Origin of the sequence: Dyadobacter soli, assembly GCF_900101885.1 — a bacterium.
Lineage (GTDB): Bacteria > Bacteroidota > Bacteroidia > Cytophagales > Spirosomataceae > Dyadobacter > Dyadobacter soli.
Genome location: NZ_FNAN01000001.1, coordinates 527,827 through 542,477, shown reverse-complemented (window position 1 = coordinate 542,477; position 14,651 = coordinate 527,827). Strand labels below are relative to the sequence as shown.

The 14,651-nt window shown below is 51.6% G+C and carries 14 protein-coding genes; 12 read left to right on the top strand and 2 right to left on the bottom strand.

The window, feature by feature from the left end; all coding sequences use genetic code 11:
• The first annotated feature begins 80 nt into the window (after window positions 1-80).
• The 11 genes from BLQ88_RS02025 to BLQ88_RS01970 all read left to right on the top strand — a co-directional run bounded on the left by BLQ88_RS02025 (window position 81) and on the right by BLQ88_RS01970 (window position 10,688).
• Window positions 81-674 (top strand): bifunctional nuclease family protein, encoded by a 594-nt coding sequence (locus BLQ88_RS02025; protein ID WP_090146192.1) that lies wholly within the window; start codon window positions 81-83, stop codon window positions 672-674.
• 128 nt (window positions 675-802) lie between these two features.
• Window positions 803-1,681, top strand: a complete 879-nt coding sequence (locus BLQ88_RS02020; RefSeq protein WP_090146190.1) for a cell division protein FtsX — start codon at window positions 803-805, stop codon at window positions 1,679-1,681.
• Window positions 1,682-1,744: 63 nt separating this feature from the next.
• Window positions 1,745-1,960, top strand: a complete 216-nt coding sequence (locus tag BLQ88_RS02015; RefSeq protein WP_090146188.1) for a DUF3098 domain-containing protein — start codon at window positions 1,745-1,747, stop codon at window positions 1,958-1,960.
• Window positions 1,957-2,733 carry an undecaprenyl-diphosphate phosphatase gene (locus BLQ88_RS02010; RefSeq protein WP_090146186.1) on the top strand — a complete coding sequence of 259 codons (777 nt, stop codon included), beginning with the start codon at window positions 1,957-1,959 and terminating at the stop codon, window positions 2,731-2,733. Before BLQ88_RS02015 ends, BLQ88_RS02010 begins: the two co-directional genes overlap by 4 nt.
• Window positions 2,734-2,991: 258 nt before the next feature.
• Complete coding sequence (truB, locus tag BLQ88_RS02000) at window positions 2,992-3,693, top strand: tRNA pseudouridine(55) synthase TruB (protein ID WP_090146183.1); 702 nt, start codon at window positions 2,992-2,994, stop codon at window positions 3,691-3,693.
• Window positions 3,690-4,619: a bifunctional riboflavin kinase/FAD synthetase gene (locus BLQ88_RS01995; protein ID WP_090146181.1), complete on the top strand. Its 930-nt coding sequence runs from the start codon at window positions 3,690-3,692 to the stop codon at window positions 4,617-4,619. The genes truB and BLQ88_RS01995 overlap by 4 nt, the downstream gene beginning before the upstream one ends.
• Before the next feature lie 141 nt (window positions 4,620-4,760).
• Complete coding sequence (locus tag BLQ88_RS01990; RefSeq protein WP_090146180.1) at window positions 4,761-6,140, top strand: mercuric reductase; 1,380 nt, start codon at window positions 4,761-4,763, stop codon at window positions 6,138-6,140.
• Window positions 6,141-6,256: 116 nt separating this feature from the next.
• A complete protein-coding gene (locus tag BLQ88_RS01985; protein WP_090146178.1) occupies window positions 6,257-7,018 on the top strand; it encodes an ATP-binding cassette domain-containing protein in 762 nt (253 codons plus the stop codon).
• A complete protein-coding gene (locus BLQ88_RS01980; protein ID WP_090146176.1) occupies window positions 7,018-8,595 on the top strand; it encodes an ABC transporter permease/substrate-binding protein in 1,578 nt (525 codons plus the stop codon). The genes BLQ88_RS01985 and BLQ88_RS01980 overlap by 1 nt, the downstream gene beginning before the upstream one ends.
• Complete coding sequence (gene egtB, locus BLQ88_RS01975; protein WP_090146174.1) at window positions 8,576-9,733, top strand: ergothioneine biosynthesis protein EgtB; 1,158 nt, start codon at window positions 8,576-8,578, stop codon at window positions 9,731-9,733. The genes BLQ88_RS01980 and egtB overlap by 20 nt, the downstream gene beginning before the upstream one ends.
• A 10-nt stretch (window positions 9,734-9,743) precedes the next feature.
• Window positions 9,744-10,688, top strand: a complete 945-nt coding sequence (locus BLQ88_RS01970) for an L-histidine N(alpha)-methyltransferase (RefSeq protein WP_090146172.1) — start codon at window positions 9,744-9,746, stop codon at window positions 10,686-10,688.
• Window positions 10,689-10,739: 51 nt separating this feature from the next.
• Here the strand turns inward: BLQ88_RS01970 and BLQ88_RS36985 are convergent, their stop codons facing one another.
• Window positions 10,740-11,294, bottom strand: a complete 555-nt coding sequence (locus tag BLQ88_RS36985; RefSeq protein ID WP_218132877.1) for a hypothetical protein — start codon at window positions 11,292-11,294, stop codon at window positions 10,740-10,742.
• Between the two features lie 75 nt (window positions 11,295-11,369).
• Window positions 11,370-12,116 carry a GNAT family N-acetyltransferase gene (locus BLQ88_RS01960; protein WP_090146170.1) on the bottom strand — a complete coding sequence of 249 codons (747 nt, stop codon included), beginning with the start codon at window positions 12,114-12,116 and terminating at the stop codon, window positions 11,370-11,372.
• Between the two features lie 196 nt (window positions 12,117-12,312).
• Here BLQ88_RS01960 and BLQ88_RS01955 point away from each other — a divergent pair, with 196 nt between their 5' ends.
• Window positions 12,313-14,616, top strand: coding sequence for a glycoside hydrolase family 95 protein (locus BLQ88_RS01955; protein ID WP_090146168.1), 2,304 nt, complete (start codon window positions 12,313-12,315; stop codon window positions 14,614-14,616).
• Window positions 14,617-14,651: the final 35 nt, after the last annotated feature.

Here is a 14,651-nt window from a genome sequence, read left to right as displayed (position 1 = left end):
CTTGTTAATTCGTTGAAAATCAAGAATCACCCGAAGACCATTCACCACGACTGTTAACCATTTGCGCATTTAATTTAAACGTGAAAAAAATCAAGTTAGAAATCCTGGGGCTTTCACCAAGCCAATCCCAAGCCGGTTCGTTTGCATTGGTACTTGGAGAAGAACTCGGCAACCGCAGGCTGCCTATTATCATTGGTGTATTCGAAGCACAGGCCATTGCCGTCCAGATTGAAAACATAGTACCCAACCGCCCGATGACGCACGACCTGTTCAAGTCGTTCGCCGACGGCATGAATTATACATTGAAGGAAATCGTCATTTCCGACCTCAAAGAAGGCATTTTCTACGCCAAAATCGTTTGCACCGACAATCTCCGTGAAGTAGAGATCGACGCCCGCCCGTCGGACGCGATCGCGATCGGCCTGCGGTTCGATATTCCTATTTATACTTTCGAAACTATTTTATCGGAAGCCGGCATCGTGTCCAGCTCTATGACCGAAGAAGAAGACGAGGACGAGGACGCCGTTCGTGAAACAATCCGCCCTTCCGGTTCCAAGGATTCGCTCCGTGACCTGAGCTACGACGAGCTGCAACGCATGCTCGACGACGCCCTTGCGAAAGAAGATTACGAGAAGGCCGCGAAGATCCGCGACGAAATGGGAAGAAGGAACTGAAAGCACATTATAGTTAAAAATAGTTAAGGATTGTCCCGGAAAGGGCTGTTTTGAAATTTTAATCCTTATTTTTGCCCGAGTCGTATTCCCAAAAACCGAACCCACGACGAGCGAAATCCTACGCTGTTATGCCTAAAAAAAAGAAGATCGGGAGTTACCCCAACGCAATGATCGTCATGAGCCTCACGGCTGCATTGTTTCTGATCGGCTTCTGCGGGCTCCTGGTGATCCAATCTAAAAAACTGGTTTCCATTATCCGCCAGAACATCGAGGTGCGGGTGTTCATCGATAAAGAAGTTTCCAAAGCGGGTCAGGATTCGATACTCAATATCATTCAATCAAGACCTTTTGTATTGAAATCCACTGAAACAAAGGCAATTACATTTGTTTCAAAAGAAGAAGCTGCCAAGGAGTTCATCGAAGGTACCAAGGAAGATTTCGCGACTTTTCTCGGCGAAAATCCTTTGCGCGACAGCTACCGCGTAAAAATCCAGGAAGATTATTTCGAAGAAGCGAAGCTGCAACAGATCAAGAAGGAGCTCGATCAGGTGAAGGGTGTGTATGAGGCTGTTTATCAGGAAGATCTGGCCGACCAAATCAACCACAACGTTACCAAAATCTACATTGTACTGGCAAGTTTCGCATTGATCATGCTGATTATCATTGTGTTGCTGGTCAACAATACCATCAAGCTCGCCATTTATTCACAGCGGTTCCTCATTCGCAGTATGCAGCTTGTGGGTGCTACCAATGGCTTTATTCAAAAACCTTACGTGCTGCGCGGTGCCATTCAAGGGCTTGTCGGCGGTGTCGTAGCGGCGCTTTTGCTCATCGGCTTGCAACAACTGGCGGTCCGCAACGTGGAGGGACTCGCGCTGTTGCAGGAGTACGACAAAATCGTGATCCTTATTGCTTCCGTGCTCGGCCTTGGCGTGGCGATCGGCGTGGCGAGCACCTATCAATCACTCGCACGTTACCTGCGCATGGCGCTGGACGATCTGTACTGATCCGTCATCGTACTGCGTCCCTCTTATCAGACATTCAAGAACAGTAACCGATAAATAAACGTTATGAGTACTTCAAAAAATGAACTCCCATTTTCGTCATCCAACTATGTGATGATGCTGGTCGGAATCGCGGTAATCCTCGCCGGTTTCCTGATCATGACTTTCGATAGCGAAGAATTTGGTTTCGGCTTCCTTGGCCTTACCCTCGGCCCCATTGTCACCGTGGCGGGCTTCATCATCGAGTTCTGGGCGATTCTCCGTAAACCCGCTAATTCATGAGTATCTGGCAGGCGATTATTTTAGCAATTGTTGAAGGAATTACCGAGTTTTTGCCCATTTCTTCCACCGGGCACATGATCATAGCCTCCTCTTTCATGGGGATCAGCCACCTGGAATTCACCAAAATGTTCACGGTAAATATCCAGTTCGGCGCTATTCTTTCCGTACTCGTACTTTACTGGAAGCGTTTTTTCCAGACTACCGATTTCTATTTCAAACTTTTCGTGGCATTTCTGCCGGCAGCCGTCATCGGTTTCCTGCTGAACGATTTCATCGACGCATTGCTCGAAAACGTGTGGGTAGTATCGATCTCGTTGCTCCTCGGGGGTTTCGTACTGATTTTCATCGACCGCATTGCGAACGACACGCGTGAAAAGGTGATTACCTTCCCTACCGCGTTGAAAATCGGTTTTTTCCAATGCATTGCCATGATTCCCGGCGTTTCCCGTTCAGCTTCGACCATTATCGGCGGAATGCTCAACGGCTTGTCGAGAAAGCAGGCAGCCGAGTTCTCGTTCTTCCTCGCCGTGCCTACCATGGCCGCCGCGGGAGGTTATAAGCTTTTGAAAACTTACGATACCATTCAGAAAGAAGATATCCAGACACTCCTAATCGGCAATGCAGTCGCATTTGTCGTAGCAATGCTGGCTATCAAGTTCTTTATCAGCTTTTTGACCAAATACGGTTTCAAAGTTTTCGGCTACTACCGCATCATCCTCGGCCTGATTTTGCTGGGTCTGCTGGCCTCGGGGTATAAGTTGGATGTTGTGTAAAATGTGACCGCCGACGGCCGACCGCTGACCGCCGACGGCTTGTTTGGCCTTCGGCCCGATCCCGGTCATAAGCTATTGAATACAATAAATCGGCGGTCGGCGGTCAGTGGTCGGCCGTCATTTACAACAAATCGGCGGTCGGCGGTCAGTGGTTGGCGGTCACTACAACAAATCGGCGGTCGGCGGTCAGTGGTCGGCCGTCATTTACAACAAATCGGCGGTCGGCCGTCAGCGGTCGGCGGTCAAAACTCCCCTAATTTGAACCAACAAGAAAACATACCCGACGAAGGCGAGGTGATCCTGATCGACAAACCTTTGACGTGGACTTCATTTGACGTGGCCAACAAGCTTAAAAGGGCTTGTAAATTCAAGAAAATAGGCCATGCTGGCACATTGGACCCGCTCGCTACCGGCTTGCTGATCCTTTGTACCGGTAAAAAAACCAAGCAGATCGACAGCTTCCAGGCGCAGGAAAAAGAATATACCGGCACCTTGGTACTGGGCAAAACGACGCCGTCCATCGACCTGGAATCCGATTTCGACGCGGAATATCCGACCGACCACATTACACCCGAAGTGATTGAAAATGCGCGACAGCAGCTAACGGGTCACATAGAACAAGTTCCGCCACTTTTCTCGGCCATCAAAATCGACGGCGTGCGTGCGTACAAGCTCGCGCGGCGCGGCGAGGAGGCCGAAATCAAGAAGCGCGCGGTGGAGATCAAGCTGTTTGAAATCGACGCTACCCACTTTCCTTCCGTTGATTTTAGGATCATTTGTTCAAAAGGTACTTATATTCGCAGTATGGTTCGCGATTTCGGCGAACTGGCGGGCAGCGGCGCTTACATGAGCAAGCTGTGCAGGACCAGGATCGGTGATTTCGAACTGAAAGATGCGTGGGAGCTAACCGCTTTCATCCATCAGAAACGAGTAGCGTTGAATTTGGAAGTTGACGAATGAACATTTATCATAGCCTGGATTCCTTTCAAAAACTGGAATATGGCGTCGTAACCAGCGGCACTTTTGACGGGGTGCATCTGGGACATCAAAAAATACTGGCCCGTCTGAAAGAAATTACCCAGCAATCGGGTGGCGAATCGGTGGTCCTGACCTTCTGGCCGCACCCACGCACGGTAGTCTCGGAAGACAGCCAGGATCTGCAATTGCTTTCCACGATCGAGGAGAAGATCGAGCTGTTTTCGAAGCTCGGCATTCAGCATCTTGTGATCATTCCTTTCACACGTTCTTTTTCCGAACTCACTTCCGACGAGTTTATCAAACAATTCCTGGTGCAAAAAATCGGCACCAAAAAGCTGGTAATCGGTTACGACCATCGTTTTGGCCGCAACCGGGAGGGTAGTTTCGAGTTTTTGCAAAAAAACTGCTCGGAATACGGTTTCGAAGTGGAAGAAATTCCCAGGGAGGACATCGAGCATACGGCGATCAGCTCGTCGCGTATTCGTAAAGCGCTGGCTACCGGGCACATTCATGAAGCCAACGAGTTGCTCGGGCGCTCCTATTCGCTTTCGGGGACTGTGGTAAAAGGGAAACAACTCGGCCGCACCATCGGCTTTCCCACGGCAAACCTGTACGTACACGAGCCTTACAAGCTCATTCCGATGAATGGTGTGTATGTGATCAATGCCATTTACCAGGATCAGGTGTTCAAAGGAATGCTCAATATCGGCGTGCGGCCTACAGTGGACGGCACCGTCCGGACGATCGAAGCGAACCTGTTCGATTTTGACAAAGAAATTTACGGTGAAGATCTCCAATTGGAATTACTGCATTATCTTCGCCCCGAACAGAAATTCAACGGGCTGGATATGCTCGTAAAACAAATCGGAATCGACAAGGAGAATACCCTTGCCTGGTTCGCCCAATAACCCCCGAACTCTTTTTCCTACTCATACAGTTGCTTTTGCGTAAAGCGTGCCCTACCCGGCACGCTTTTATTATGCCTATACGTAAAATCCGGGCCTACCCTGCTTTCTGTATTGGGTTCCAAAAGCCAACTCTTTTCCTTTATGAAACACTACGACGCTATTGTAATCGGTGCGGGCCAGGCTGGCACGCCGCTTTGCCGCAAACTGGCCAAATTAGGTTTAAAAACAGCATTAATTGAAAAAAGATGGGTCGGCGGTACCTGCGTGAACGACGGCTGCTCGCCTACCAAGGCCATGGTGGCCTCCGCGAAAGCGGCATGGTCGGCACGGCATAACGAAACCCTCGGGGTGCACGTCGGCGGCATTACCGTGGATTTCGACGAGATCATCGACCGCAAAAACAGCATTGTACATATGATGCGCGGCAATTCGGAAAAACGCATCCTCGACACTGCCGGTCTGGATCTGATTTACGGTACGGCGCGGTTCAGCGGCCGAAAGGAGATTACCGTTTCGTTACCGGACGGCGGCACCGATACATTCACAGCCGACAAGTTCTTCCTCAACACCGGCCTGAAACCCGTCATCCCCGACATTGAAGGTATCCACAGCATTCCCTATCTCACTTCCACGACTATTATGGAGCTGACCGAGATCCCGGAGCACCTGCTCATTCTCGGCAGCGGGTACATTGCATTGGAATTTGGTCAAATGTTTACCAGGTTTGGCAGCAAAGTAACGATCATCGAGCCCTCCAAACGCATTTTAAAGCGAGAGGACTCGGACATCGCCGAAGAGGTTACGAAGATTCTCGCCCAGGAAGACATTGAAATCATTACCGGTACGAAGGCCGCAGGATTTTCGCAGAACGGGCACATCATTAATGTCACGCTCGAAACGGAAGGCATTAAAAGTCAGCGCACGTGTACGCACGTACTCGTGGCCGCGGGCCGCAAGCCGCAACTTGGTGAATTCGGCCTGGAAGTGGCGGGCATTGAGGTTGATAAAAAGGGTTATATCAAAGTCAATGCGCAGCTCGAAACCTCCGCAGAAGGTATTTATGCCCTGGGAGACGTGAAGGGCGGACCTGCATTCACGCATATTTCCTATGACGATTACCGCCAGATCATTCAGCTCGTCGTGGAGAAAAAGCAAATCGATATTAGCGATCGTCTGGTGCCATATTGCATGTTCATCGACCCGCAATTGGGCCGGGTGGGTATTACCGAGCAGGAAGCGCGTGAAAAGGGCCTGGATATCAAGGTAGCCGTCCTGAAAAACGACAGCGTTGCACGTTCCATCGAAACCGGCGACGAGCGGGGCATGATGAAAGCCATTATAGACGCTAAAACCGGAGCAATACTGGGTGCGGCTGTGCTTGCCGAGCAAGGCGGTGAGATCGTGACGATCCTGCAAATGGCCATGATGGGCGGCATTACCTACGACCGGCTCCTGAACGGCGTATTTGCCCACCCGACGTACGCGGAATCGTTGAACAACCTTTTTATGACGCTCGAATAACGGCCGCATTTTGCTTTTTTCCCTAAAAATGGATCGTTTTTCGGCTGAATTACGTACAAAAAGAATACGCAAATTCATTTTTGCCGACCTGAACCACGTACCCGTTAGCAAACATCATGATCGTTGCCGACCACATCAGCAAGCATTTTAATGGTATTGAGGCAGTTAAGGATGTTTCCTTCCGGGTAGGCGAAGGCGAGACGATGGTATTGCTGGGCACGAGCGGCTGCGGGAAGACAACAACGCTCAAAATGTTCAACCGGTTGATAGAAGCGACCTCCGGCCGGATCGAAATCCTCGGGAAAAATATCTCCGACGAAAAGCCTGAAATACTCCGCCGGTCGATCGGCTATGTTTCCCAAAACAATGGATTGTTTCCCCATTATACCGTAGCCGAAAACATTGCCGTGGTACCCAAACTGCTGAACTGGCAACCCGGCGACATTCAGGACCATACCGCTCGCTGGCTCGAACAGCTGAAACTTCCCCTGCATTTCAAAACCAAATACCCCGGCGAGCTGAGCGGTGGTCAGCAGCAGCGCGTCACCATTGCACGGGCGTTGATCGCCGATCCGCCGGTGCTGTTGCTCGACGAACCTTTCGGCGCGCTCGATCCCGTCACGCGCGCGAGCGTACGCAAGGATTTTGCAGAGCTACCCGCATTGCAACAGAAAACCGTTGTACTCGTCACCCACGATGTACAGGAAGCGCTTCAAATGGGTGACCATATCTGCCTGATGGACAAGGGCTCCATCGTGCAGCAAGGTACGCCGGGCGATCTGCTGAACAGGCCTGTTAATGATTTCGTGCACGCCTTTTTCGGCCAGCAGCTCGACGACATTTCCCGCATTTACGAACGCATTAAAGCACAGGGATAATGGAAGAGCAGCAAAGCTTATGGGCATTTATGGCGCAGCAATCGGGAAAGCTGTGGAGCCAGACTGTGGCCCACATCGGCCTCACGTGCATTTCGCTGCTCATCGCGATCGCCGTCGGGCTGCCCCTGGGCATCTGGATTGCGCGGCGCAAAAAGGCTGCCTGGCTGGTACTCGGCATTGCGGGCGTGCTTCAAACCATCCCCAGCATCGCATTACTCGGTTTTATGATCCCGCTGCTGGGTATCGGCGCATTGCCTGCCATTACGGCGCTGTTTCTTTACGCACTATTACCGATTATCCGGAATACTTACACGGGCATTACCGGCGTCGACCCGGCCATTACCGAGTCGGCACGGGGCATGGGCATGAGCGCGTGGCAGATATTGACGGGCGTAGAACTGCCGCTGGCAATGCCGGTGATCCTGGCGGGAATCCGTACCGCGACGGTCATCAATGTGGGGGTCGCTACCCTGGCCGCTTACATTGCCGCGGGTGGTTTGGGTGAGTTTATTTTCGGAGGCATTGCATTGAATAATACGCAAATGATACTAGCCGGCGCAATTCCAGCTGCATTACTGGCCGTGCTGTTCGACTTTCTGCTGTCGCTATTACAAAAGACAGGTTTGCGAAAAATGCGGAAGATATCCGTCGTTTTGCCGGCTTTGCTCCTTTTACTCTCCTCATTTTACTTGATACCTTATACCAAAGGCGCATTGCTGGCCGGGTTCACACCCGAGTTTATGGGGCGCGAAGATGGTTACCTGGGTTTGAAATCGAAGTACGGGCTGGACATTCCGACTGTCGTGATCAGCGATGCCGTCATGTACAAGGCTGCATTTGAAGAAAAGCTGGACGTCATCAGCGGGTACAGCACCGATGGCCGGCTGAAAGCATTCGACCTGATCACATTGGAAGACGACCAGCACATTTTCCCACCTTACTATGCCGCGCCGGTTGTCCGGACGGAAGTTTTGAACCAATATCCTGAATTACAGCCCGTTTTAGAAAAATTATCAGGTTATATCAATGATTCAGTGATGACGGAGCTGAACTACCGGGTCGATTACCTGAAACAGACTCCTGACCGCGTCGCGCATGATTTCCTGGTATCCAAAAACCTTTTTCAACCGCCGCGCAATGGCCAAAAAGGAACGATACGCCTCGGGTCCAAGATTTTTGCCGAGCAATACATTCTCATTCAAATGTACAAGGAGCTGATCGAAGGCAATACCGACCTCAAAGCCGTTACTAAAACCGGCCTCGGCGGCACGAAAATCTGCTTCGACGCATTGACCAACGCCGAAATCGATATGTACCCTGAGTACACCGGCACCGGTTTGCTGGCTATCCTGAAACCCGATCGCGCACAGCTGAAAAGCCTCGGCGGCGACCGGGAGAAGGTTTATGCGTATGTTAAAAGTGAATTTTTAAAACGATACAAGCTGCAATGGCTACGGCCTATCGGCTTCAATAATGCCTACGCGCTTATGATGCGCCGCGCGCAGGCACAATCCTTGAACATCCAATCCATCACCGATCTGAAAAATTATGCAACTAATGGAAACCACCGGCATTAGGGAAGCATTTCACAATGTCAGAAAGCATTCGGAATACATTTGCGAGCCGCTCGAAACGGAAGATTACGTACCGCAGCCGGTCGCATTCGTGAGCCCGCCCAAATGGCACCTGGCGCATTCGACCTGGTTTTTTGAAACATTTATTCTTAAACCTAATGTACCCGATTACCGCGTTTACGATCCCGATTTCAACTATTTGTTCAACAGCTACTACAATAATGTAGGCGAGCGCACCCTCCGCACCGACCGGGGGAATGTGACGCGCCCGACCACGAAGGCCGTGTACGCTTATCGCCAATATGTGGATGAACAAATGGACGCGTTCCTTGAAGACCTTACCGATCCCCAAGTTCTGGCGTTGGTAGAACTCGGCCTGCACCACGAGCAGCAGCACCAGGAGCTATTGGTTACGGATATTAAATACATTCTCGGCCATAATCCGCTTTTCCCCGTTTACCGCGAGGGCCAGAATATGGTCAATGCCCGCAATAATGAAACCGGCTTCCTGACCATTCCCGAAGGCATTTACGATATCGGGCATCAGGGCGAAGGCTTTTGTTTCGACAATGAACTGGGCAGGCATAAGGTTTACCTGCACAAGTTCGAAATCGCCAAAGGCCTCGTTACCAACGGAGAATACATCGAGTTCATGGAAGCGGGCGGTTACGAGGATTTCAACCTCTGGCTGGATGCAGGCTGGTCGTGGGTAAATGAAAACCGCATTTCAGCACCAATGTACTGGCACCGTATCGACGGCCAGTGGCACTATTTTACATTGAATGGCTTGCAAAAAGTAGACCCTGAGACCATACTAAGCCACATCAGCTTTTTCGAAGCAGCCGCCTTCGCGCAATGGAAAGGCATGCGGCTGCCTACCGAATTCGAATGGGAGGTCGCTTCGGCCAACCTTGACTGGGGCCAGCGCTGGGAATGGACCAACAGCGCCTACCTGCCTTACCCGGGCTTTTCCAAGGCTCCGGGCGCCGTGGGCGAGTACAATGGTAAATTTATGGTGAACCAGATGGTGCTGCGCGGCGCGTCGGTGGCCACATCTCCGGGGCATGCACGCAGGACTTACCGGAATTTCTTTCACACACACGAGCGCTGGCAATACACGGGCATCCGGCTGGCGCGATAAACCATTAATTATGACTGATTTACAAACTTTTGCCAGAGACATCCACAAAGGATTGTCCGCACCACGAAAGCACATTTCGAGCAAATACTTTTACGACGACATCGGCAGCGGTATTTTCCAGGATATCATGAAAATGCCGGAGTACTACCCCACGCCGTGCGAATTCGAGATATTGTCGCTGCAAGGCGAGAATATCATTCAGAGACTGGCATTCAAGGGGCCGTTCCAGATCGTCGAATTCGGCGCGGGCGACGGCATTAAAACGCGGCAGTTATTGAAAAAACTGGTGGAGCGGCAGGTCGATTTCACCTACGTGCCCATTGACATTTCGGCCAAAGCCATCGAAGAACTGACGGCCAACATGCTCAGCCATTTACCTAGCTTGAAGATCAGCCCGATGATCGGGAACTACTTTATGATGATGGAGGAACTGGCTGCTTCGGGTGTACCAAGCCTGCTGCTTTTCCTGGGTGGCAACATCGGCAACTACGAAGCGCAAGAAGTAAACAGCCTGCTCGCCGATTTCCGCAAATGCATGAACCCCGGCGACTACCTGCTCACCGGTTTCGACCTGCAAAAGAACCCGGCCACCGTCCGCTGCGCTTACGACGACCCGAAGGGCATTACCAAAGCATTCAATATCAATTTATTACACCGGATCAACCGTGAGCTGGGCGGAAGTTTCAAAACAAACCAGTTTGATTTTTACTCGCATTACAATCCCGTTAATGGCGAGGTAAGGAGTTACCTGGTAAGCCTCGTGCCGCAGAAGGTACACGTCGGGCACATTGATAAATGCTATGATTTCGAACGCAACGAGCTGATATGGACGGAATTATCCAAAAAATACACGTTGACGGAGATTGAAGAGGTAGCTGCCGCTAATGGATTCCGCGTGGTGGAACATTTTCAGGACTGCAAGGCCTATTTTACGGATAGTCTCTGGACAATATAAAAAGGGCCGGGACAACGAATGCCCCGGCCCTAACCTAATGCATTCACCGCATTAATTACTAGATACAAATTTACTAAAACGACTTTCCTTCCCATCCGCGGTCGTTTCCTGGTACAGGAATTCGAGTTTGCTTTCGTCGAATTTTTGGAAGAATTCGTCCCAGCTGATTTCCTGCAAAGAATCTTCACCGCTGTATCCGGGAAAATCGATGCGCAGGATGCCGTCGCCACCCTTTTTCCCGGCGGTTCCCTTCACTACCGACGGTACTCCGCCGCGCTTCTCCACCCACGACCGGATCGTATCGTGATCCCGCGTCGACGTGCTGGACTTCGAACTGCTGGACGACTTTTTAGCCCCGGTCGATTTGCCGGTTGATGATTTCGAACTTGCAGATTTCGCAGTAGTCGATTTGCCGGCAGTGCGTGCTGCCGCAGTGGTATCGGCGGCTGTTTTTTTAGTGGCGGAAGCTTTTGAAGGCGTCGGTTTCGTGGTGCTTTTGGTAGTAGCCTTGGTGGCCGTACTTTTCGAAGAAGCGCTTTTCTCCGAAGCGCCCGATTTCATTTTAGCAGGGGTTTCTTTGGTATTGCCCTTTGTTGTAGTAGCCATGGTTTCAGTTGTTTGATTTGAAACCCACCAACTTCAAAAAGCGTGCCCGGCATGGAGTGCCCGGCCCCCGGCCCCCTACTCTTCCAAAGCCCTGATCGCGCCCTTCAACCTGAAACCGCACACCCGGAACCCCGCTTTCTCCAACGTCGCCTGCGAAATGCGGTTGCCGATGTTACAGCGGGCCGCGGGTACCCGTCCCATTTTATAGGCCGTCCGTTTCAGCTCCTGCACAATGTAGGTCGCATAGCCCTTTTCGCGGTGCGTTTCGCGCGTTTGCATATAAATATCGGCGTAGGGAATGTTGTAGTTAAGCATCAGCCCGCCGCTCGCAACAATTTCCCCATTGGCTTCCACCACATATTCGCTGTCGTCGCCGTTCATCGGGTCGTTTTCGCAGCGTTTGCGGAAAACGGCACCGGGCATTTCGAAGGAAGTTTGAAAATCGTCCTCAAACAGAATGGCCTCCGCGAATGAGTTTTCGCAGAAACGGTAGAGCATCGTGCTCAGGAAAATGTCATTGCTCTGGCTCTCGATCCAGGTCGCTTTGCAATGCATTTGAAATTCCTCAAACACAACGCTCGCATGCTTGCGGTACGGGGGCAGCAGGTAAAATTCGAAGATCGTATCGCGGTCCTGCCGGCGGTCGGTGCCCCAAACGGAGCCATAGCCGACACGGACATTGTCGATCCGGAACAGCCAGGTATCGGCCCAGCCATAGTCGTGGCACTTGTTGCACACGAACTGGAAGTTGTTTTCATGCAGGAACATCGTGCGCAGGTCCCTGATACCATCCAGCCCGATTTTGGAAATACTGACTCGCATAGTGTGGCTCACAAAGTGTGAAGGTAAGCGGCAAATAAGGTAGTATAATGGTATGAAAAAAACTAGCTGCGTTGCATGAAATACCATCGTTTGCCGTGCTTTTTTGTACGGGCAATGCGGCCAAAAAAACGTCAGCAAGGCAGCAGCGGTACCTTTTGTTAAACCGACATCATTTTTCACTATATCCAGAACCGGCATGAAGCCTCTTATTCAGACCGTTACCTTATTCACACTCATTATTCTTAAATGCCACGCACAGGGCACAACCCCATTAAAACTTTGGTATAAACAACCTGCAAAACAATGGGAAGAAGCATTACCGATCGGAAACGGTGCATTGGCAGCCATGATTTTCGGGGGCGTCGAAACCGAGCAGATCCAGTTTAACGAGGAAACCCTATGGACCGGTGAACCAAGAAGTTACGCACACAAGGGTGCTTCCGCGCACCTGGGCGAGATCCGGCGGCTATTGAACGAAGGCAAGCAAAAAGAAGCGGAAAAGCTCGCCAACGAGCAATTTATGAGCCAGCCGCTACGGCAAATGGCTTATCAGGCTTTTGGTGATTTGTATTTAGACTTTCCGGGCCACGCGCAACATAGTGCATACATGCGTGAGCTTGACCTTGGGGGCGCCACTGTAAAGAGCAGTTACCTGGCTGGCGGCGTCCGCTATACGCGCGAAGCATTTGCAAGCTATCCTGCAAAAGCCATTTACTACCACATTACCAGCTCGCAAAAGGGTAAACTGGATTTTGCGGTACGGATGGACGCCATCCACGCGAAGAAAGAACTGCGTGTAAAAGGCAACGAGATCGAACTGGAAGTGTACGTCGACAAAGGTGCGTTGAACGGTGTGGCCCGGGTGAAAGTGCTAACCGATGGCGAAGTGAAACAAACCGAAGGAAAACTGACGATTTCAAATGCCACCAGGGCTACATTGGTACTGGCAGCCGCCACCAACTACATCGATTACAAAACCATAACCGGCGATCCGGCCGCGAAAACCGCCGAAATGCTGCGTAATGCACCTGCACTCGAAAAAGCACGAGCCTCACATCTTGCTGATTATCAAAAACTTTTCAACCGTTTCGAATTGGTATTACCTGCCAGCAAAGCCTCCACGCAACCTACCGACGAACGCCTTAGCCAGTTCAAGAAAAATCCCGACGATCCGGCGTTACTTGCATTATATGTACAGTTTGCCCGCTACCTGCTCATCGCAAGCAGCCGCCCGGGAACGCATCCGGCCAACTTGCAAGGCAAATGGAACCACAAGCTCAATCCGTCGTGGGACAGCAAGTACACGGTCAATATCAATACCGAAATGAATTACTGGCCCGCCGAAATGACCAACCTCGGCGAATGCCACGAGCCGCTATTTAAAATGGTGAAGGAAGTTTCCGAAACCGGCGCAGAGGTAGCGAAAGAACATTACAATGCCAAAGGTTGGCTGGTACACCATAATACTGACGTCTGGCGCGGTGCGGCGCCTATCAATGCGTCGAACCACGGCATCTGGGTGACCGGCGGCGCCTGGCTGAGCCTGCATTTGTGGGAGCATTACCGGTTTACGCAGGACAAGGCCTTTCTTCAAAACACCGCCTATCCGTTGATGAAAGGCGCGGCCGAGTTCTTCCTCGATTTCCTCGTGAAAGATCCCAAAACCGGTCTGCTCGTCAGCTCCCCTTCCAATTCACCTGAAAACGGCGGTCTGGTGGCCGGTCCGACGATGGACCACCAGATTATCCGCGCATTGTTCAAGGCATGCGCCGAAACGGCCGGCATTCTCGGTACCGACGCCGCATTTGCCCAGAAACTCACTGAAACTTCGAAACAGATCGCCCCGAACCACATTGGCCGCCACGGGCAGTTGCAGGAATGGATGACGGACATCGACGATACCACCAGTCACCACCGCCACGTGTCGCATTTGTGGGGCGTGTACCCGGGTGAGGAAATCACGCCGACCGGTACGCCGGATTTGCTGAAAGCTGCCATGAAATCCCTCAACTACCGGGGCGACGACGGTACCGGATGGAGCCTGGCGTGGAAAATCAACTATTGGGCGCGGTTCCTCGACGGCGAGCATGCCTATACCATGATCCGCAAGCTTTTCAACCCGGTGTACGACGCAGGCCAGAAAATGAGCGGCGGAGGCTCCTACCCCAACCTGTTCGACGCCCACCCGCCGTTTCAGATAGACGGCAACTTCGGCGGAGCTTCCGGCATCCTCGAAACTTTGGTGCAAAGCCATTTGGGAGAGATCAACCTGCTTCCCGCCCTTCCCCGCGCATTGCCCGACGGCCGCGTGAGCGGGTTATGTACGCGCGGCGGTTTTGAAATGGATATGGAATGGAAGAAAGGTAAACTTGCGGGCCTTAACATCCGCTCGAAAGCCGGAAATGTATGTAAGGTACGCTACGGAAACAAGGTTGTGTCCATCCCCACCAGCAAGGGCAAAACCTACCATTTCGGGCCGGATCTGACGGTTTTGAAATAAAATTGACTTTTTTCAGAAGTGCGGAAATGCTGCTG